Source organism: Pseudomonas hygromyciniae, from assembly GCF_016925675.1.
Lineage (GTDB): Bacteria > Pseudomonadota > Gammaproteobacteria > Pseudomonadales > Pseudomonadaceae > Aquipseudomonas > Aquipseudomonas hygromyciniae.
This window is the reverse complement of the sequence record NZ_CP070506.1, coordinates 2,738,069-2,757,601: the sequence shown is the minus strand read 5'-3', so window position 1 is coordinate 2,757,601 and position 19,533 is coordinate 2,738,069. Positions and strand designations below refer to the sequence as shown.

The 19,533-nt window shown below is 60.7% G+C and carries 12 protein-coding genes and 3 pseudogenes; 6 read left to right on the top strand and 9 right to left on the bottom strand.

All coding sequences use genetic code 11. The features are described 5' to 3' along the window. Positions 1–5: 5 nt before the first annotated feature. On the bottom strand, positions 6–2,306 hold the full coding sequence (gene pvdQ / locus JTY93_RS12175; RefSeq protein WP_205477132.1) for a bifunctional acylase PvdQ: 2,301 nt from the start codon (positions 2,304–2,306) through the stop codon (positions 6–8). Between the two features lie 252 nt (positions 2,307–2,558). Here pvdQ and JTY93_RS12170 point away from each other — a divergent pair, with 252 nt between their 5' ends. Beyond that, positions 2,559–2,951, top strand: a complete 393-nt coding sequence (locus tag JTY93_RS12170) for a fe2+ zn2+ uptake regulation protein (protein ID WP_205477131.1) — start codon at positions 2,559–2,561, stop codon at positions 2,949–2,951. On the opposite strand, the gene JTY93_RS12165 is transcribed toward JTY93_RS12170, so the two are convergent. Beyond that, positions 2,941–3,135 (bottom strand): hypothetical protein, encoded by a 195-nt coding sequence (locus JTY93_RS12165; RefSeq protein ID WP_038441147.1) that lies wholly within the window; start codon positions 3,133–3,135, stop codon positions 2,941–2,943. The two genes, JTY93_RS12170 and JTY93_RS12165, sit on opposite strands and share 11 nt — an antisense overlap. 466 nt (positions 3,136–3,601) lie before the next feature. Between JTY93_RS12165 and JTY93_RS12160 the strand changes: the two genes are divergently transcribed. Continuing rightward, positions 3,602–6,946 carry a TraB/GumN family protein gene (locus JTY93_RS12160; protein ID WP_205477130.1) on the top strand — a complete coding sequence of 1,115 codons (3,345 nt, stop codon included), beginning with the start codon at positions 3,602–3,604 and terminating at the stop codon, positions 6,944–6,946. Positions 6,947–6,992: 46 nt separating this feature from the next. On the opposite strand, the gene JTY93_RS12155 is transcribed toward JTY93_RS12160, so the two are convergent. From JTY93_RS12155 to JTY93_RS12135, 5 genes and pseudogenes are all read right to left on the bottom strand, one after another. Further along, on the bottom strand, positions 6,993–7,766 hold the full coding sequence (locus JTY93_RS12155) for an enoyl-CoA hydratase (protein ID WP_169997012.1): 774 nt from the start codon (positions 7,764–7,766) through the stop codon (positions 6,993–6,995). 14 nt (positions 7,767–7,780) lie between these two features. Beyond that, positions 7,781–8,909 (bottom strand): annotated as a pseudogene (locus JTY93_RS12150) (acyl-CoA dehydrogenase). Positions 8,910–8,918: 9 nt separating this feature from the next. Beyond that, positions 8,919–10,112 (bottom strand): acetyl-CoA C-acyltransferase, encoded by a 1,194-nt coding sequence (locus JTY93_RS12145; protein WP_205477128.1) that lies wholly within the window; start codon positions 10,110–10,112, stop codon positions 8,919–8,921. A gap of 12 nt (positions 10,113–10,124) precedes the next feature. Further along, positions 10,125–10,892, bottom strand: coding sequence for an SDR family NAD(P)-dependent oxidoreductase (locus JTY93_RS12140; protein WP_205477127.1), 768 nt, complete (start codon positions 10,890–10,892; stop codon positions 10,125–10,127). A 21-nt stretch (positions 10,893–10,913) separates the two neighbouring features. Continuing rightward, positions 10,914–12,567 (bottom strand): annotated as a pseudogene (locus tag JTY93_RS12135) (AMP-binding protein). Between the two features lie 415 nt (positions 12,568–12,982). Between JTY93_RS12135 and JTY93_RS12130 the strand changes: the two are divergent. The 4 genes and pseudogenes from JTY93_RS12130 (at position 12,983) to JTY93_RS12115 (ending at position 18,323) form a co-directional block, all read left to right on the top strand. Then, positions 12,983–13,876, top strand: a complete 894-nt coding sequence (locus JTY93_RS12130) for a bestrophin family protein (protein WP_205477125.1) — start codon at positions 12,983–12,985, stop codon at positions 13,874–13,876. Positions 13,877–13,951: 75 nt separating this feature from the next. Continuing rightward, positions 13,952–15,010, top strand: coding sequence for a tetratricopeptide repeat protein (locus JTY93_RS12125; protein ID WP_205477124.1), 1,059 nt, complete (start codon positions 13,952–13,954; stop codon positions 15,008–15,010). A 142-nt stretch (positions 15,011–15,152) separates the two neighbouring features. Then, a pseudogene (locus JTY93_RS12120) lies at positions 15,153–16,656 on the top strand (ATPase domain-containing protein). Then, positions 16,653–18,323: an ATP-binding protein gene (locus JTY93_RS12115; RefSeq protein ID WP_205477122.1), complete on the top strand. Its 1,671-nt coding sequence runs from the start codon at positions 16,653–16,655 to the stop codon at positions 18,321–18,323. The pseudogene JTY93_RS12120 and the gene JTY93_RS12115 overlap by 4 nt, the downstream one beginning before the upstream one ends. Positions 18,324–18,379: 56 nt before the next feature. Here JTY93_RS12115 and JTY93_RS12110 read toward each other — a convergent pair whose 3' ends face one another. Then, positions 18,380–18,940: a DUF8038 domain-containing protein gene (locus JTY93_RS12110; RefSeq protein ID WP_205477121.1), complete on the bottom strand. Its 561-nt coding sequence runs from the start codon at positions 18,938–18,940 to the stop codon at positions 18,380–18,382. Positions 18,941–19,125: 185 nt separating this feature from the next. Continuing rightward, positions 19,126–19,503, bottom strand: a complete 378-nt coding sequence (locus JTY93_RS12105; protein ID WP_169997032.1) for a response regulator — start codon at positions 19,501–19,503, stop codon at positions 19,126–19,128. Positions 19,504–19,533: the final 30 nt, after the last annotated feature.

Here is a 19,533-nt window from a genome sequence, read left to right as displayed (position 1 = left end):
ATCCCCTATTCGTGAATCACCTGCTGTTGATACAGCGGATCAGCCTTGATCTGCTGTTCGGTAAACGGCAACGGGCTAAGCTGTTTCGCAGAAAAGGCCTGGGTCTGATCCTTGAAGTGCGGCGACGCCGGGTCGCTGGACAGCGAGAACGCCAACACTCCTTCAGCCTTCGGCCCCTTGTCGTCAAAGGTCACGATCTGCAAGTAACTGCTGCCGCTGACCACCTCACGCTTGCCATCGGCTCGCGGCACACTCTGCATGGCGTTGTAAATGCCAAGTGCCTGCGGCCCGCCATGCATCGGGGTGCTGCCAGATACCTGGATATCGCCCCAACGCGCGCCCTCCTTCAAGCCCGACTCACTCACCTGCTGCATCGAAGCCAGCATCGCCTCACGCAACGCCTTGGCCACCTCCGGCCGTTCGATGGCCAGCCCGCGCGGGGTGGTTTGCGCCTGTCTCGGGTCAAACGCCACACGCCACACATCCGGCATGTGCTGCACTTGCTCCATTACGTGGATGAAATGCACCAGGCCCAGGCCGCTATCAAGGTTGGCTTTCTGGTCCCAGTCCTTGAGGCGGGTGCACGGGACTTTCAGGGACTCATCCGGCTGTTGCGCGCAGAATGTGAGCAGATCCGGCATCACCTGGCCGGCCAGGTACACCCGGTTGTCCAGCACCATATGCTGCAAATCGGCAACGGTGATCGGCTGCTTCTCCAGGCCCTGCAAACGTTGCAAGGCAAACCGCGCGCGCGCGCCCAGGGCGATCTGATCCTGGCTGATCAACGGCGAAAAACCGGTCAACGGCGCCTTGGGGTTGGCCATCCACGCCGAGTCGTTGGAATGCTGCACGTAGTCCCGACGCTCCAGTTGCGGCAGTTGATCAGCGGCGAAGATCCCTGGCTGCGCCGCCCGCGGATCGATATCCCAGGCGCAGGCACTATGGGCACCGTCGAGCACGATCAACTCCAGGCCTGCCCGTGGATCGCTGCACTGCTCGAGTTTTTTCGCACTGACGTTGGGCACCACCGACAGGTTCATGTACAGGCTTTGCCCCTGGTCATCCGCCGCCAGCGTATTGACCCACGGAATGCCTTGCAGGGTGTGCACCGAGGCTTGCAAGTCCTTGAGGCTGCGGGCCTGGTTCATCGCGTACCACTGGTGCAAAACACGGTCGTTGCCCAGGTTGGCGTCGCGCAGGCTGAAGGCGTATTGCCCGTCCCAGTCCAGCTTGCCCGGCCATTGCACCACCGGCCCGAACTGCGAACTGTAGACCGTTTGCGTGTGGTCCTTGAGGCTGCCATCGGCGCCCTTGACCTGCACCGTTACCTGGGTTTTCTGCAGAGGGATCGACTTGCCGTCCAGCAGGTAACGGGTCGGGTCTTTGGGATCAAGCGTCAGGCGATACAACGTGAAGTGCTTGGACGTATCGACCGTGTGCGTCCACGCCACATGCTGGTTAAAGCCGATATTGACCACCGGCAGGCCCGGCAAGGCGCCACCCATCACATCCAACTGGCCAGGGATAGTCAGGTGCATCTGGTAAAAGCGCATGCCGCCAATCCACGGAAAATGGGGATTGGCCAACAGCATGCCGCGCCCGTTGAACGAGCGCTCGCCGCCCACCGCCACGGCGTTGCTGCCGCGATCCAGGGCAAAGCGCTGCTGATTCAGGGTGGCGAGCTCAAAAGCCCGCGCACTGCGCTGCACCGCCACGCCGGGTTGGGGCGGTGTCGCGCCCACCAGGGCCTCGGCAAATTGCCCCACTCCACCTTCCACCAACAGGCGCCGGGTCAGCTTGACCAGGTCAGCCGTGTTGATCGGGCGCACCCAAGCGCCCTGGCACTGCATTGGTCGGCCCTTGGTCCCGCGCTCCTGCAGATAACGGTTGTACCCCGCCACATATCCCTCAAGACGCTGCTGCACTTGGGGTGTCTGCGCCGTCCAGAAGGTCGCCACATCCTCGGGCGTATTGAGCCAGGTAAAGAACACATCACTGGTGAGGTTGTTGCGCTCTTCCAGGGTTGCCTGCTCCGCGCCGAAATAGCGAGCACGCTGACCGTTGACGGTTACCACTTCATTGGCCAGCAGGCACAGGTTGTCTTGCGCGTAGGCATAACCAATGCCATAGCCCAGGCCGCGCTCATCGCTGGCGCGAATATGCGGGATACCAAAACCGGTGCGGCGGATATCGGCGCTCATCGCACCTGCCTGTACTTCACTCACCTGGCGGGCCGTCGCACACAGGCTTACCCCCAGCAACACAGCAACCACGCACACCCTGGACAACCCGTTGGAAATAATCACGCAGACCCCATCATCAAGCCAAATTAAACGCCCAAGGCGGGGCCGACTCGCCAACGCCAGCCCATGAATAAAGACGTAGAAATGCGCAGAAATTTAGGCCGCACGCGGCTTATTTACCGGCGCCAGGAATGTGACAGACGTGTTACTGACAAAATTTATACCGGTTGGACTTCATGATTTGCGCGACTCATACGTCTTATTAACTAAGAGCACCATCACTTTCCTGATCAGGCTCTGATAAGGAGTTTTTGCATGTACAACCCGCAACTGCCCACGGATGGACATTCTATGGCCCACGACGCCGCCTTTGGCTCGGGCAGCCAGGCTTTCGCCAAGGCGCCCGAGCAACAAGGCAACCAACGCATCCGGCATCTACTCAAGTGTTTTGGATTGCGCACCAGCCTGATCAGGCTGAAAGTCATCGACGCCCTGCTCACGGCCGCCGATAACGGCCGCACGCTAGGGGTCCGGGGTGTGCACAGCCATTTGCTGGGACTGGGCATCCCGCTATCGTTTCTCAGTGTGCGCGAGGTGCTCAAGCGCCTGTGCAGCGAGGGTGTGATCACGCTTAACAGCGATAAAAGCTACAGCCTCCATGAAGAGGCTGCCAAAGTCCTGGCCGCAGGCGTAGGACTCAACGATTAGGCTTGACCTTACGGCGCATGATGCCGTTGATCACCACCACGATCACCGCCACGGCAATGGCGATGTACTGGAACGTCTTCTCACTGATGGCGCCGATGTTCTGCAAATAGGACAGGCCAAACATCGTGCCGAGGACGACCAGGGAAATCAGAATCGAGTAAATCAAGCGTTGCTTCTGGGTCATGACGGGTTCCTGAAACCTGAAAAATTGTATCCGCGCTGTAGCGCCAGCCAGGCTGACCGCCTACCGGTTGACGGGGATGGGTCTGCTAAAACGGGACTTTATATTACAGACCATGAGTCGCTTTGGCTTGTCTTCTGCCCGAATCAGTGGAGTTGGGTGCAGATAGGCCCTATCTGAACACTCGCCCGTTTTCTGCGCTAACAATTCACCTGTGGATACGTCGGATCGACTTCACCACTGAACATGGGAAAACCGAAGGCCAGAGGGTCTTCAGGTGTTTGGTCCCACACAGGTGAACAGTCATGACTTCAATAGCCGTCCAGCCTTCCATGCCGAGCTTTGCCCCCCTCCTTACACAAGACGTGCCCCCCAGCGTCCGCCCAACAGCCCCGCGCCGCCTGCTGCGCCAGAAACGCCCAGCCCTGCCCTCCAGCAAGCCCTGGGCGATCAGCGCAACTGGCAAGCCTTGGCGCAGCAGCTCAAACAGGCGGCCCAACCACTGACCGGCGAAGCTGACGCGGGTGCGGTCGCGTCAGCCTTGGCGGGAATATCTATCACGCCTGACGCCGACTCTTCCTATGCCCGACACCCCGTTGCCCGGGACGAAACCTGCGTCGACCTGGAACGTTTTTTGCTCAAGCATGGAATAACGCTGCCGCGCAGCCGAGCCGAACTGCTGGACCTGGCCCAGGCCGTGGAAATCCGGTCTCTGCAGCATCCCTACGCCAACTACGGCGGCGGATTGTCCTGGCCTTTACCCTTGAGCGTTTCACAGCAGCAGTCTATCGGCACACTCTTGCGCACTCACTCGCCAGGCTTGTCGGGCCTGCCATTGACCGATCAAAGCGCCGGAGCACTGGGTTATCTGGCCAGCGCCGTAGACTTGTCCGAGGACGAACTCAAAGCCCCCGGCAAGGCACTGGAAAAGCTCATCCAGTCACCCCGTGGGCAGGCATTGGGGCAAGCGATACAGCAACAGCTCAAAGGCATCGCGACGCCAAACAGCGTCAGCGACTATGTGCTGGCAGCGATCAATCTGGGGCTTGACCCAGAGTCCATCAACCAACCCCGCAGAAACACAGTCGCCGGCTTTGACCTGGCGCAGGAACAGCACTGGGGTAAATCGCCTGCTTCCATCGTCAACGCCCTGAGCAACCATTTGCGCCTGAGCGGCAAGACCACGGCAGCCACGGCCGGATTCGGCGCGCACCTGCTATTGGCACGCATCGCACCGCAGTTCCTGGTCAAGGACATCCCTGCCAACCTGACCTATGGCAGCCAGGCGTGGGCCAGCTTTCAGTTGGCAGTGGCAAAGATAGAAGCCGGCACCCCCGGGGTGACACCACAGATGAGTTACGCCCAGATCATGAGCATCGCCCATACAATGCAGGCGCCTGTGGATGATGCCATTCAGACGGCCGTCTTGATTGACTGGGCGGTAGCCAACGGCATTCTCGATAAAAAACACGACAGCCTTTACAACAGCGATGAGATTGAACGTGCGCGCACTGACTTCAACCAGCAATTGCAGGAGCGAGCGACCGCCTCCAGCCAACTGCGCACGCCCCTGCCCGAGCTGAAACAGATCGCCCTGGCCAGACTCGAGCAGTTGTTTGGCAAAGGCATTTCCTTCGAAGAAAAATGCATACAGGCCGACTATCCGTTTCGTTCCACCCGGCTTTTTCAGGGCACTTACTCGATGCTGGACATCGCGATGATGGAGCGTCAGGACATGCCAACCTGGAAAACCACGGACAGTCGTATTCCCATCGACAGGCTCAACAAACAGCAGGACCTCAACGTCTTCAACCGTTTCAGAACGCAATTGGACACGGTTATCAGCCTTCAAAAACAAGGCCTGAAAACCACGATCAAACACATGATTGCGCAATTGCCATTAGCCGACCGCCACAACCTTGAGCACGGGCAGATCGATTTCTTCCAAGACCGGACCTACACCATTGCAACCGGTTTTTTTTCGGCGCCCACCCTTACCTCAAAAAGCCCCAAGTTACTGATCAAGGCCGTGCGTGATGGTTGCACCACGGTGTATGAGGTTGATCTTGCCAAGGGCGCGATCAGCCGTGGAAAAATCTCGCCAGGGGAGTTTCGTACCGGCAACAGGTTACATAGGACCGAGCCATTCAACCTGGGCGGTGGCGACCGCTTGAGCCGTCTCGACGCTACAGCTGGCAGTGCGTCGCCGCCCCGCAGCTTTTCCAGCGCCAGGAGCCAGGATATCGCCAATGCGTTTGTCGAGGTGTTTGATCTGGATAACGCAGACGCACTCAAACAGGCCAAGGGCGTCACCACGTTTGACGAGGAAAAAGCCTCACGAGAGAAGGTCCAGGACTTCCTGTTGAACCTGATTCCACTACGGTCGGCCATCGTCAATTTTAAAAAGGGCGACTACGACGAGGGCATTATCGATTTGGGCCTGGACCTGCTGGGTTTTGTCACCGCCGGCGCGGCAACCTCGGCAAGAGTAGGGAAAGTCGCGGCCACGGCACTGTCCAGCACGGCCAAGGCGCTGGGCCTTGCCAAAGCGGTTGGCGTCGGCGCCATCGAGGCGCTCAACCCTCTGAGCGGCGTGGGCGATCTGCTGATGGGCGCTGGGCGGCTCGCCCGAGCCAGCGTCAAAGGTGCCGCGCACAAGATACAAGTGCTGCGCGGCACCGCAGACAGCTATGACCTGCTGGCCGCCAGCCAACGATACGAGGGCGCGGCAACCGGGACCTTGAAAATTGCCGACCACTCCGGCGATGTGCTTGCGGTGCAGCAGCAGGGCAAGTGGTACGCCTACGATGACGTGGCGCAGCAGGCATACGGCAGCCCCCTTGAGGCCTTCACCCCCACAAATACGCTGATGCCCGTCAGTCGGCGCGTAACGCATCGCGGTGGCCAACGCTACGAGCCGCTGGATAGAAACTGGCGACTGGTCTACCCAAACACTCCACCGAAGCCGTCAAAATCAGAAGCACTCCCCATCGAAGATTACGCCCTCGCGACAAAAGGCAAGTGGCGTTGGGACGACTTCGCAACCGCAGCGGCAAGGAAGGAGGTGTCGCAGAAGTTTGAGAACGATATGGTCGCTTACTACAAGTCGGTGAAAACCGCGGACATTGCGGCCCGCCCTGCTATCCCCTCGATCCCCGAGCCAAGGCCCTCATCAGAGGTAATCACTCGAGCATTGCAGGCATCCAATGGCGTGATATTTGGAGAGAACCACGCGGAAATCGCCAGTTTCCAATTGCTGTTTGACCATGTCGATCTGTTCGTTCAACAAAAGGTGAAGAGGGTCTATTTCGAAGGGGTGGCCGATTACCCGTCAGGCGTCAGAGACGACGGTATTGGCTGGCTGGGAGACACGGGGAAGAAACGCGACAACCCAAGCTTTGAAGAACTTAAAGCCAAGTTCGAAAAAAACGGCATACAGGTGCTTCCTCTGGAACATATTTACTTAACCCAGCGGCATGCACCCGTTACCCAAAGCAAAACCCTGGACCTTGCCGAGGCCAAAGAGCGCCTGGCCAGATTCAACTATTACGCCGCGCAAACCATCAAAGCCACCAGCGGCGGCGAAAAGTGGATTGCGTTGGTAGGCAGGGCCCATACCAACACCCAACTTGGGGTACCAGGCATGGTCGACTTGACCGGTAGCCTCAGTATCGGTGTATTCCCCAAGAGAAAGGCCGGGCCAAGCGTTGGGTCGACCAATACGGTTACCGTCCCCCCGACCCAGGCCCTGGCCCCACAAACGCCGATCGGTGACCTGACCATCGCTCATCAGGTCATGCCCGGCACGCCTTGAGCAGGCCCCAGGCAGCAAGCACAGGCCCGTGACCGGGCCTGTTGTTTTACTTATCCACGAATGCCGGAGCGCGCTTGGCCACGAACGCCGCCATGCCTTCCTTCTGGTCCTGAGTGGCAAAGGCGGCGTGGAACACCCGGCGTTCAAAGCGCACGCCTTCCGACAGGCTGACTTCAAAGGCGCGGTTGACGCTTTCCTTGACCATCATGCTGATGGGCACCGATTTGCTGGCAATCAGCGCAGCGACCTTGAGGGCCTCTGCCAACAGTTCGTCCGACGGCACGATCCGCGCAACGATGCCGCAACGTTCCGCTTCCACCGCATCGATAAAACGCCCGGTCAGGCACATTTCCATGGCCTTGGCCTTGCCCACCGCACGGGTCAGGCGCTGGGTGCCGCCCATGCCCGGCAGCACGCCAAGGTTGACTTCCGGCTGGCCAAACTTGGCGTTGTCGCCGGCCAGGATGAAGTCGCACATCAACGCCAACTCGCAACCACCGCCCAGGGCAAAGCCGTTGACCGCCGCAATGATCGGCTTACGGCGGTTGGCTACACGGTCGCTGTCGCTGAACAGGTCGTCGAGGTAGATCTGCGGGTAGGTCAGATCCGCCATTTCCTTGATATCGGCACCCGCGGCAAAGGCTTTTTTCGAACCGGTCAACACAATGCAGCCGATCTCGGGATTGGCTTCCAGGCTGTCCAGGGCCTGATTCACTTCGCTGACCAGTTGCGCGTTCAAGGCGTTCAACGCCTCGGGGCGATTGAGGGTAATCAGCCCGACGCGGCCTTGGACTTCAAGCAAAATGGTTTGGTAACTCATCGATCCGTTCCTCTTCAAAGATTGCGCGAAATAACCATGCGCTGAATATCACTGGTGCCTTCATAAATCTGGCAGACCCGCACATCACGGTAGATCCGCTCCAGCGGGAAGTCGCTCAGGTAACCGTATCCACCCAGGGTTTGCAAGGCGGCAGAACAGACTTTCTCGGCCATCTCCGAAGCGAACAGCTTGGCCATGGACGCCTCCACCAGGGCCGGTTTGCCGCTGTCGCGCAGGGCGGCGGCGTAATGCACCATCTGCCGGGCCACGGCGATCTGGGTGGCCATATCGGCCAGGCGAAACGCCACGGCCTGATGCTCGATCAAAGCCTTGCCAAAACTCTCGCGCTCACGGGCGTAATCCCGGGCCGCTTCAAACGCCGCACGAGCCATACCCACCGATTGCGAGGCGATACCCACGCGGCCGCCTTCCAGGTTGGCCAGGGCAATCCGATAACCTTCGCCCTCCTCGCCCAGGCGGTTGGCCACCGGCACCCGCACATCCTCAAACAGAATCTGGCAGGTGTCGGACGCATGTTGGCCGAGCTTGTCCTCGACCCGCGCCACCTTATAGCCGGGCGAATCCGTGGGCACAATAAACGCGCTGATCCCACGCTTGCCCGCCGCAGGATCAGTCACCGCAAACACAATCACCACCCCGGCGTTTTGCCCGGAGGTGATGAACTGCTTGCAGCCGTTGAGCACATAGTGATCGCCTTCCAGGCGCGCACGGGTCTTCAGGCTGCTGGCGTCGGAGCCGGCCTGGGGCTCGGTCAGGGCAAACGCGCCGAGCATCGCGCCGCTGGCCAGGGGCTTGAGAAACTGCTCTTTCTGCTGGTCATTGCCGAACTTGAGGATGGGCACGCAACCCACCGAGTTGTGCACGCTCATGATGGTCGAGCAGGCCCCATCCCCCCGCCGCGACTTCTTCCAGGGCCATGGCATAGGCCAAGTAGCCGGTGTCGCAACCGCCCCATTGCTCGGGCACCAGCATGCCGAAAAAGCCCAGTTCGGCCATTTCGCCGATGGCTTCCTTGGGGAAGCGATGTTCGCGGTCCCACTCGGCAGCGAACGGCTTGAGCCGCTCCTGGGCAAATTGCCGGGCTGCATCGCTGATTTGCAGTTGTTCGTCATTGGGCAACATAAGAATTCCTTAATCCAGGCACTCGACGGCCATGGCCGTGGCTTCACCGCCGCCGATGCAGATGGCCGCCACACCGCGCTTAAGCCCTTTCTGGCGCAGGGCCGACAGCAGGGTCACGAGGATACGCGCGCCAGATGCGCCAATCGGATGCCCCAGAGCGCACGCGCCTCCGTGGACGTTGACCTTGTCGTGGGGAATTTCCAGCTTGCTCATGGTCACCAGACTGACCACGGCAAACGCTTCGTTGATCTCGAACAGATCCACATCACCCAGGTTCCAGCCGGTCTTGCTCAGCAGCTTGCGGATCGCCCCCACCGGCGCCACCGGGAACAACCCCGGCTCATCGGCAAACGCTGCATGGCCATGAATCACTGCCAGAGGCTTGAGCCCGCGTTTTTGCGCTTCGCTCTGACGCATCATCAGCAAGGCCGCCGCGCCGTCGGAAATTGAACTGGAGTTGGCCGCCGTCACCGTGCCGCCTTCGCGAAACGCCGGCTTCAAGGTGGCGATCTTGTCCAGGCGCGCCTTGGGCGGCTGCTCGTCGTCAGTGATGGTCTTTTGTTCCTTGCCCACGGTGACCTGCACCGGGACAATCTCGGCACTGAAGCGACCGGCACTGATCGCCTGTTGGGCACGGGTCAGCGAGGCAATGGCAAAGGCATCCTGGGCCTCACGGGTAAAGCCGTTGGCCTCGGCGCAGTCCTCGGCAAAGGTGCCCATCAGGCGGCCCTTGTCATAGGCGTCTTCCAGGCCATCGAGGAACATATGGTCAAGAACCCGACCATGGCCCATGCGGTAACCACTACGCGCCCGATCCAGCAGGTACGGGGCGTTGGACATACTCTCCATGCCCCCGGCGATCACCACCTGCACGCTGCCGGCCAGCAGCGAGTCATGGGCGAGAATCGCCGCTTCCATGCCCGAACCGCACATTTTGTTGAGGGTCGTGCAGCGGGTCGATTTGTCCAGGCCAGCGCCCAGGGCGGCCTGGCGTGCCGGGGCCTGGCCGAGACCGGCGGGCAGTACGCAACCGAACAACACTTCATCCACGGCGTCGTGGGCAATACCCGCGCGCTCGACGGCGGCACGAATCGCGGCGGCGCCCAATTGGGGCGCGGTCAAGCTCTTGAGTTCGCCCTGGAACCCGCCCATGGGCGTGCGTACGGCGCTGACAATAACAATCGGATCGTGGAGCTGGGTCATGACAAAACCTCCTTACTTGGCCGCCATACGCAAGGCACCGTCAAGACGGATCACCTCGCCATTGAGCATGCTGTTTTCAATGATATGTCGGGCCAGCGCAGCGTATTCGGCCGGTTTGCCCAAACGTGGCGGAAAGGGCACGCCGGCCGCCAGGGAATCGCGTACCTCTGGGGTCATGCCGGCCATCATCGGCGTTTCGAAAATACCGGGGGCGATGGTCATCACGCGAATACCAAAGCGCGCCAGCTCCCGCGCCGCTGGCAGCGTCAAACTGGCAATCGCACCCTTGGAAGCCGCATAGGCTGCCTGGCCGATCTGGCCGTCAAAGGCCGCCACCGATGCGGTGTTGATGATGACGCCGCGCTCACCCTCGGCATTGGCCTCGGATTCAGCAATGGCCGCCGCCGCCAAACGCAACAGGTTGAAGCTGCCGATCAGGTTGACGTTGATCACCTGGGCAAAGCTGGCCAAGGCATGTGGCCCGTTCTTGCCGAGAATTTTCTCGCCACGCACTACGCCTGCGCAGTTGACCAGCCCGTGCAAAGCGCCAAACGCCGTAACGGTGGCCTGTACTGCCGCTTCGGCGGCCGCTTCCTGGCTGATATCCGCCACCACGCTACGCGCCTGTGCGCCCAATTCAGCGGCCTGGGCCGCCACGGCATCGGCATTCAGGTCCACCAGCATCACTTTGGCGCCCGCCGCCACCAACATTTGGGCGGTGGCCGCGCCGAGGCCCGAAGCGCCGCCGCTGACCATAAAGACCTTGTTTTCAATCTGCATCATTGTTTCCTTGAAGAGGGATCAAGCCGTGGTCGCTGCCTGGACCTTGGCGATTTCCTGGTTACGCAAAAATAAACCGTTGCAGCTTGCCGCTCGGGGTCTTGGGCAAGTCGCTGACAAATTCGATTTCCCGCGGGTAGGCGTGGGCCGCCAGGCGCTTGCGCACGTGCTGGCGCAACTCCTCGGCCAGCGCGGCGTCGGCACGGTACTGGCTGTTGATCACCACGAAGGCCTTGACCAGCTCGGTGCGCTCCGCGTCCGGTTTGCCGACCACGGCGGCTTCAATCACGGCGGGGTGTTCGACCAAGGCGCTTTCCACATCAAATGGCCCCACGCGGTAGCCGGACGTGGTGATGACATCGTCGCTGCGCCCGACAAAGCTGATGCTGCCATCGGGGTTCAACTCCACGGTGTCACCGCTCAAGTAGTACTTGCCGACAAAGGCCTTGGTCTTGACCCCGTCGTAGCCGGCGAACCAGCACATCGGTGACTGCTCGCGGTCGATGGCGAGGATGCCGGGTTGGCCGGCGGGCAGTTCCTGATAGTTGTCGTCCAGCACCACAATGCGGTGCCCAGGCGAAGCAAAACCTGCGGAGCCGACATGCACCGGGTGCTCCAGGCCATGGTGGTTGCACAGGACCATGCCCAGCTCGGTCTGGCCGTAGTGATCGTGGATAGTCACACCCAGGTTGTCGGCGAACCAGCGGATCACTTCCGGGTTCAGCGGCTCGCCGGCGCTGCTGACGATGCGCAGCCGGCCCTTGATCGAACGCGCAAACTGCTCGCCACCGGCGATCAGCAGGCGGTAGGCCGTAGGCGACCCCGTGAGGTTGGTGATCCCGTACTTATTGATGACCCGGCAGGTGCTTTCCAGGGTGAACGGACCATCGTAGAAGGTGATTGGGTGGCCCATGGACAACGGCCCGGTCACCCCGAAATAGATGCCGTAGGCCCAGCCCGGATCGGCCACGTTCCAGAACGCATCCTCAGGGCGCAGGTCCACGGCGTCGCGGGTGTAGCTCTGGAACGCGACCAGGGCCTTGAGCGGCACGGCCAGGGCTTTCGACGGGCCGGTGGTGCCGGAGGTGAACATCAGCAGGAACGGATCATCGGCACCCAGCAATACCGGTTCGCAGACATTCGAATAGTTGGCCAGCTCGGCCCAGAAGCTGAAATCCCCGCGCACAATGCCTTCGCCCTTGGCGCCGGCCACAGTGACGATAGTCGGGCAATCGGCAACTTCGGTCAGCTTGCTGCGGTTGACCGCGTCGGTCACCACCAACGCCGCGCCGCTGCTGTTCAAGCGGTGTTCGATGGCCTTGGGGCCGAACGCGGTGAACAAGGGTTGATAGACCGCACCGATGCGCCAGGTGGCCAGCACCGTCACCAGCAATTCAGCGGTGCGCGGCAGCAGCCCAGCGACCTTGTCGCCATGCTTGACGCCCTGAGCCAGGAGGAAGTTGGCGAAACGCGCCGCCTGATCCTGCAACTCGCTGAAGGTCGAGGTGGCGCTGCGGCCATCCTTACCCTCCCAGAACAAGGCAATACGCCCCGGCAGCGCGTGCCGGTCGCAGCATTCGACGCAAGCATTGAGCCCTTGCAGATGGCCGGCCAGTGCGGCCTCGACGGTTTGCTGGTAGTTGAACTGGGTGGTCGCAGCCAAATAATCGCGCATCGTGGCAAATCCCTGTGTCTTTTGTTGTTTTGGGGGGCGTGCTTTTGCGGGGTGAAGCTGCGCAAATAGTGGCGCCAGAGCGGCGCACGGACAATGGTCAAAGCTTTCAATGTGACTGACTGGTTTGGCCAATGGTGCGACCTGTAGAGCTGCTGTCTGTGGCGAGCGGGCTTGCCCGCGCTGGGCTGCGGAGCAGCCCCAAAACCAGCCGCTACGGAGAATCTGATACACCGCATTCGGCTTATTGGGGCTGCTTCGCAGCCCAGCGCGGGCAAGCCCGCTCGCCACAGGGGGTGTTCAGTTGTTTAGATGCTAATGCCCATAGAGCCAGACAATCAGCCAGTCAACGCTAGCGATTGGACGCCCTGCCTGCCAGCTTCTAATCTGAGGGCCTGCGCCACCGAAGAAGCCCTCGATGATTGTTCGCCCCAAACCCAACCTGTTCGGCATCCTGTTCTCCCTCAAGGGCTCGATTGCCAAGCGCATTGCCCTGCGCAGCCTGCTGGTCACGCTGCTGGCCTCGGTGATCGTACTGGTGGAAACCCTGCACCCAGCCTATTTTTCCAAGGTCAACGCCACGCCGTTCACCCTGCTGGGGCTGTCGCTGTCGATCTTCATGAGCTTTCGCAACAACGCCTGCTACGACCGCTGGTGGGAAGGCCGCAAGCAATTGGGGCAGATGGTCATCGAGATCCGCTCGCTGATCCGTGAAAGTCAGATTTTTACCCTGCCCGGCGAGCGCGAAGGCCTGTTGCGCGGCCTGTGCGGCTTTGCCCATGGCCTGGTTGCGCGTCTGCGCCTGGAAGACGAGGCCCGTGCCATCAAGCCGTGGATAAGCGTGGAGTCCAGCCACCCGAACCTGCCCGACAGCATTCTGCAAGCGCTGGGAGCCCGCTGCTCGGACGCTGCCCTACAGGGTCGGATCAGCGACTGGCGCTACACCCTACTGGAAACCCGCCTGGTGGGCCTGAGCCAGGTACAGGCCGCTTGCGAGCGGATCAAGAGCACGCCACTGCCCTTCCCCTACACCCTGCTGCTGCACCGCACCATCTACCTGTTCTGCATCCTGCTACCGTTTGCCATGGCCGAGCCCCTGGGTTGGCTGACGCCGATTTTCACCGCCATCGTCAGCTACACCTTCTTTGGCCTGGATGAAATCGGCGACGACCTGGAGGACCCGTTCGGCTTCGACGAAAATGACCTGCCCTGCAATGCCATCGTGCGCACCCTGGAACGGGAGATCCTTGCGGCACTGGGCGAAACCGTACTGCCGCCCCCTCTGGAGCCCGTGGACTATGTACTGACGTGACACGGGTTTGACACTCGCCGGTGTCTGGCCGAAGCTGACTACTTTGCACTAGCTGCCCAGCTTTCGGACGCCTGCATGTCAAAGTCACGCCGTTACGCGATCATCGGCCTGAGCGCCCTGTTGTTTGTCGCACTGATCTTTTGGTATTTCTCCCGCACCCCCAGCGTGTCCGTCCCGCCGGCGATTGCCCACGGTTACTCCAAGGCCCTGAAACAGGCACATAACGGCGAGCCAGGCGCCGCACGGGTGCTGTATCAACAATTGGGCCGGCCAGATCTGTCCGACGCTCGCCGCGCCGCCCTGCACAGCGAATTGCACAATTATCCAAGCCCCCAGGCATTGAAGCTGGCCGACAAGGACTTGAGCCACGAATCGGCACAGGTGCGTCAGGCGGCCATTGCCAGCATCGTCGGCCTGGTACCCAGCGGCCAGCGCACCCTGTTGCTCGGCCCCTTGCTCGAGGATGACGAGCAAAGCGTGCGGTTTGCCGCCGCCAATGCCCTGCTGGGGCTTTCCCCCGACACCCTGGGCCTGTACTTCGGCCCCTTGCAGCAAGTGCTGGATGAGTATGTGAAATATCTCAAGGCCCAGCCCGAAAGCCCTGAAGGCTGGATCCAGCTGGCACGCCTGTACATTCACAGCGCCCTGCTGCCAGAGGCGCAACATGCCCTGGAACAGGCATTGCGCCTGGACCCGGAGAACCTGCCGGCGGTGGTGGCGCGCATTGAGTTGCTGGACAAACAGGGCAAGGTCGATGACTCACGCCAGGTGCTGGCCACCCAACTGCAAGCCCACCCCGAGTCGGCCTATCTACAACATGCCCTGGGCATGTGGCTGCTGCACCATGGCGAACGCGAGTACGCCCTGCTGGGCCTGTCCAAGGCCGTGGAGCTGGAACCCGACAACCAGGATTATCGCTACGACCTGGCCACCACCCTGCATGACCAGGAAGAACTGGAAGCCGCCCAACGCCAACTGGAAGAAATCGTCCAGCGCCATCCCGCCAATCGCAAGGCGCGGGTGCTGTTGATCAACTATTGGCAAGAAAGCGGCCAGTTGCAGAACGTTCAGGTGCTGTTAGCGCAGTTGGAACAGCAAAATCCGGACGATCCGGCCCTGCAGCAAGGGCTTTGAAAGGCGCCAGCCGTTGAAAACTGCGTGCTGGCCAGCACAATTGCAAGAAAACGTTGAACCGCCCCACAGCCCAAAGGTCAAGTGAATATGGCGCGCCTCAACCGGCACGCCCATACACTCATACGTGACCCGAGGGCACTTCTTGTCTACATCCAAAGAGCTGTTCACAGTAAAGGCGGCCACCGGCATTGAAGGTCTTGATGACATTCTTGCCGGGGGGCTATCGCGTAGTCATCTGTTCCTGCTCGAAGGTGAGCCCGGCACTGGCAAGACCACCGTGGCCCTGCATTTTCTCCAGGCCGGCGCCAAGGCCGGGGAACGATCGCTGTACATCACCCTTTCGGAAACCGAGCGCGAGCTGCGCCAGGGCGCCAAGTCCCACGATTGGAACCTGGATGAGCACATCCATATCTTTGAACTGACACCGCCCGAAAGCCTGCTCAATGCTGAGCACCAGCAGAGTCTGTTGTACTCCTCTGACCTGGAACTGGGCGAAGCCACCCGCCAGATCTTCGAAGTGGTGGAACGGGTCAAGCCGACCCGCGTGGTCATCGACAGCCTTTCGGAAATCCGCCTGCTGGCGCAAAGCTCATTGCGTTACCGCCGGCAGATCCTGGCGATCAAGCACTACTTTGTGCGCTACGACGCCACCGTGTTGCTGCTGGACGACCTGACCACCGAATCCCTGGATAAAACCGTGCACAGTGTGGCCCACGGGGTAATCCGCCTGGAAGAGCTGACCCCCAACTACGGCGCGGAACGGCGCCGGGTACGGATAGTGAAGTACCGGGGGCAGAAATACCGCGGCGGCTTCCACGACTTCACCATCATGCGCGGCGGTATCCACGTGTTCCCACGACTGGTGGCAGCCGAGCACCGCAGCGGCTACAAACGCCAGACCCTGACCAGTGGCATTGGCGAGATGGACGCGCTGCTGGGCGGCGGTATCGAGACCGGCTCCAGCACACTGATCCTCGGCCCGGCGGGTACCGGCAAATCGTTGATTTCGATGATCTTCGCCGCCGCCGCAGTGGCCCGTGGCGAAAAAAGCCGCGCTGTTTATCTTCGATGAAGAGCTGGGGCTGCTGTTCGACCGCATGAAAAACATAGGTATCGACCTCGCCGCGCTGCAAGCCACTGGCAACCTGTTGATCGAACAGGTGGACGCCGCCGAGCTGTCACCGGGCGAGTTTTCCCACCGGGTGCGGCGCTGCGTGGATGAGCGCCAGATCAAGACCGTGGTGATCGACAGCATCAACGGCTATCAGGCCGCCATGCCTGAGGAAAATGCTCTGGTGCTACACATGCACGAACTATTGCTTTACCTCAATCGCCGGGGCGCGGCGACCTTCATGACCGTAGCCCAGCACGGCCTGGTGGGCGATATGCAGGCGCCGGTGGATATCACCTACCTGGCCGACACGGTGATTCTGCTGCGCTACTTCGAGGCATTGGGCAAGGTTCGCCGGGCCATTTCCATCATCAAGAAACGCACCGGCAGCCATGAATCGACTATTCGCGAATACCGCATCGGCAGCCAGGGCATGACCATCGGCGAACCCCTTGAAGCCTTTCAGGGCGTACTACGTGGGGTGCCCACCTACATGGGGGCCGGCAACCCGTTGCTCAAGGATGAGGGCTTGTGAGTAGCCTGCCAGCCGTTTCCGAGCGCGCGATTGTGCTAGCGCCCTTGGGACGGGACAGCTCGCTGGCGCTGATGATGCTTAGCGAGGCCGGTTTCAGCGGTACCGCCGTCACCAGCCTGCCGGTGCTCTGCGACGAGCTGGCGCAAGGCGCGGGCCTGTTGATCATCGCCGCCGAAGCACTGCACGGGGGCGGGCTGGAGCCGCTGTTGGACTATCTGCACCAGCAACCGGCCTGGTCAGACCTCCCCATCGTGCTGCTGACCCACCATGGCGGCAATGAACAGAACGCCTCGTCCCACTTGAGCGCCAGGCTGGGCAACATCACCTTGCTGGAGCGGCCATTTCACCCCGTCACCCTGATCAGCCTGGTGACCACCGCCCTGCGCGGGCGCAGAAGGCAGTACGAGGCCCGGGACCGCCTGATCGACTTGAGCCAGAGCGAACTGCGCCTGCAACGCACCCTGGAAACCCTTGAGCAGCAAGTCGAGGAGCGCACCGCGCAATTGCGCAGCAATGAAGAGGCCTTGCGCCAGTCCCAGAAAATGGAAGCCGTTGGCCAATTGACCGGCGGCATCGCCCATGATTTCAACAATATGCTCACCGGCATTATCGGCAGCCTGGAACTGCTGCGCCGACGCCTGGCCCGAGGGCGCCTGGACGATCTGGACAGCCTGATCGACCTGGGCGTGACCTCCGCCAACCGCGCCGCCGGCCTGACCCATCGCCTGCTGGCGTTTTCCCGCCGGCAGTCGTTGGACTCCAAACCGGTGGAGATCAACCAGTTGGTGACGTCCATGGGGGAACTGCTGCACCGCAGCCTCAACGAAAGCATCGCGCTGGACATGCAACTGAGCGGGCAACTGTGGACCGCCGAAGCCGACCCCAATCAACTGGAAAGCGCCCTGCTCAACCTGGCCCTGAATGCCCGGGATGCCATGCCCGAAGGCGGCAAGATGGTCGTGGAAACCCGCAATCGCCACCTCGACAACGTCTTCACGGCGGCCTACGGCACCCTCACACCGGGCGACTACGTGGAACTGAGCGTCAGCGACACGGGCTGCGGGATGCCAGAAAACGTGATCAACAGGGCCTTCGACCCGTTTTTCACCACCAAACCCATCGGCCAGGGCACCGGGTTGGGGCTGTCGATGATCTACGGCTTTGCCCGCCAGTCCCATGGGCACGTGATCATCCACAGCGAGGTGGGCAAAGGCACAACGGTGAGCCTGTTCCTGCCGCGCTTTATCGGTGAATTCACTGCCGACGCGCCCCTCAACCCTGCCCAACTGCCCTTCGCCAATGCGGGTGAGACCGTACTGATCGTCGAGGACGACCCGGCGGTGCGGGTGCTGGTGAGCCAGGTGTTGAGCGAGTTGGGCTATGCGTTTGTCGAGGCCGGGGATGCCGACAGCGCGCTGCCGATTATTGAGTCCAGCCAGCGCATTGATCTGCTGATCAGTGACGTGGGGCTGCCAGGAATGAATGGGCGGCAACTGGCGGAAATTGGCCGGCAGATCCGGCCGGACCTCAAGGTGTTGTTCATCACCGGCTATGCCGAGCATGCGGCGGTGCGCGGCGGTTTCCTGGATCCGGGCATGCAGTTGATCACCAAGCCGTTTACGTTTGACCTGTTGACGGCGAAGGTGCGGGAGATGATTCGGGCGTGAGGCCTATAAACAATGCGCGAGCATTTGCGTAGAAATGCTCGCGCAGCGCGCAACGATCAGGCTACAGGCGCCCGTGCATTGGCCTCCAGCACGCTGGACTTGGTGAAAACAACCTCATGCTTGTTCTCGACCAGCCACTGCTGAAGCTTTTCCAGCCTGCCACTGTCTAGCGGATAAACGGTTGAGCGGCCGACGACCGTGGGTAGCGTGTTTTTTTCCGCGAGTGCGACATCCAGCGTAAATGAGTTGCTGTGATAGAAAACCAACTCCCCAGTGTCTGTTTTATGGATATAGGCCGTGTGAAAGTAATTGCCACCCTCGTGCCCATACTTGAAGTTGACTATTCCAGACTCAGTGACCTGACTCATATCGAGTGCCTTTTGGGGGCTGTCGTCTGTAATCCCCATCAACCGCTTATAACCCGCCGTATAGCTTGTACCCCTTATGGGTGCTTCTTTAGTTGCTCGCCGCACCGCATCGACAGTGGCCTTGGATAGTTTTTTCTCTGCCGATCCTATAAGCAGTGCGCTCTCATAACAGACACTGTCAATAACAGCAATATTAAAGGCGCAACCGTTGATACTCGGAGCCCTTAATATTGGCCAAATAGCAGTCATCACTATTACTTAAGGCAGATCATCCTGAAGTGCGACTTATAAGTCGTCCAAAACAAGCACCACGTTCCATGGAACATATGAAAGGATGTAAATAGTGCGTTATCGGGGAATGCGCAAGTGTATGTTCGCGGGGGCGCTCAAGTAGGGATCAGGCTCTGCAAAAGCCTGAAGCCCCACGGTCACTTTCAGGCGAGTAGTCTTTGGATATGCTCTTGCAGCGTATCCAGGTCAAACGGCTTGGCCAGGATCGGTGCATCGCGCGTGATCGGGCTGTTGCAGTCGAGAATCTCCTGCGGGTAACCACTGATAAAGATCACCTTCAACTCCGGTCGCAACATAATCGCCGGCTCGGCAATCTGCACTCCGGAAATGCCGCCAGGCAGGCGATAGTCGGTCACCATCAGGTCCAGGTGCGGCTTGGTAGCGAGGATTTCAAAGGCCTGCTCGCCGTCGATAGCCTTGAGTACGCGATACCCCAAGCCCGCGAGGTATTCGCCCAATACGAACATGATCGACTCGTCATCCTCGACGATCAGTACAACATCTTGCGCATCTTCACTCATGGGAAGCCTTTGTCCGGTCAATTGCTGCAG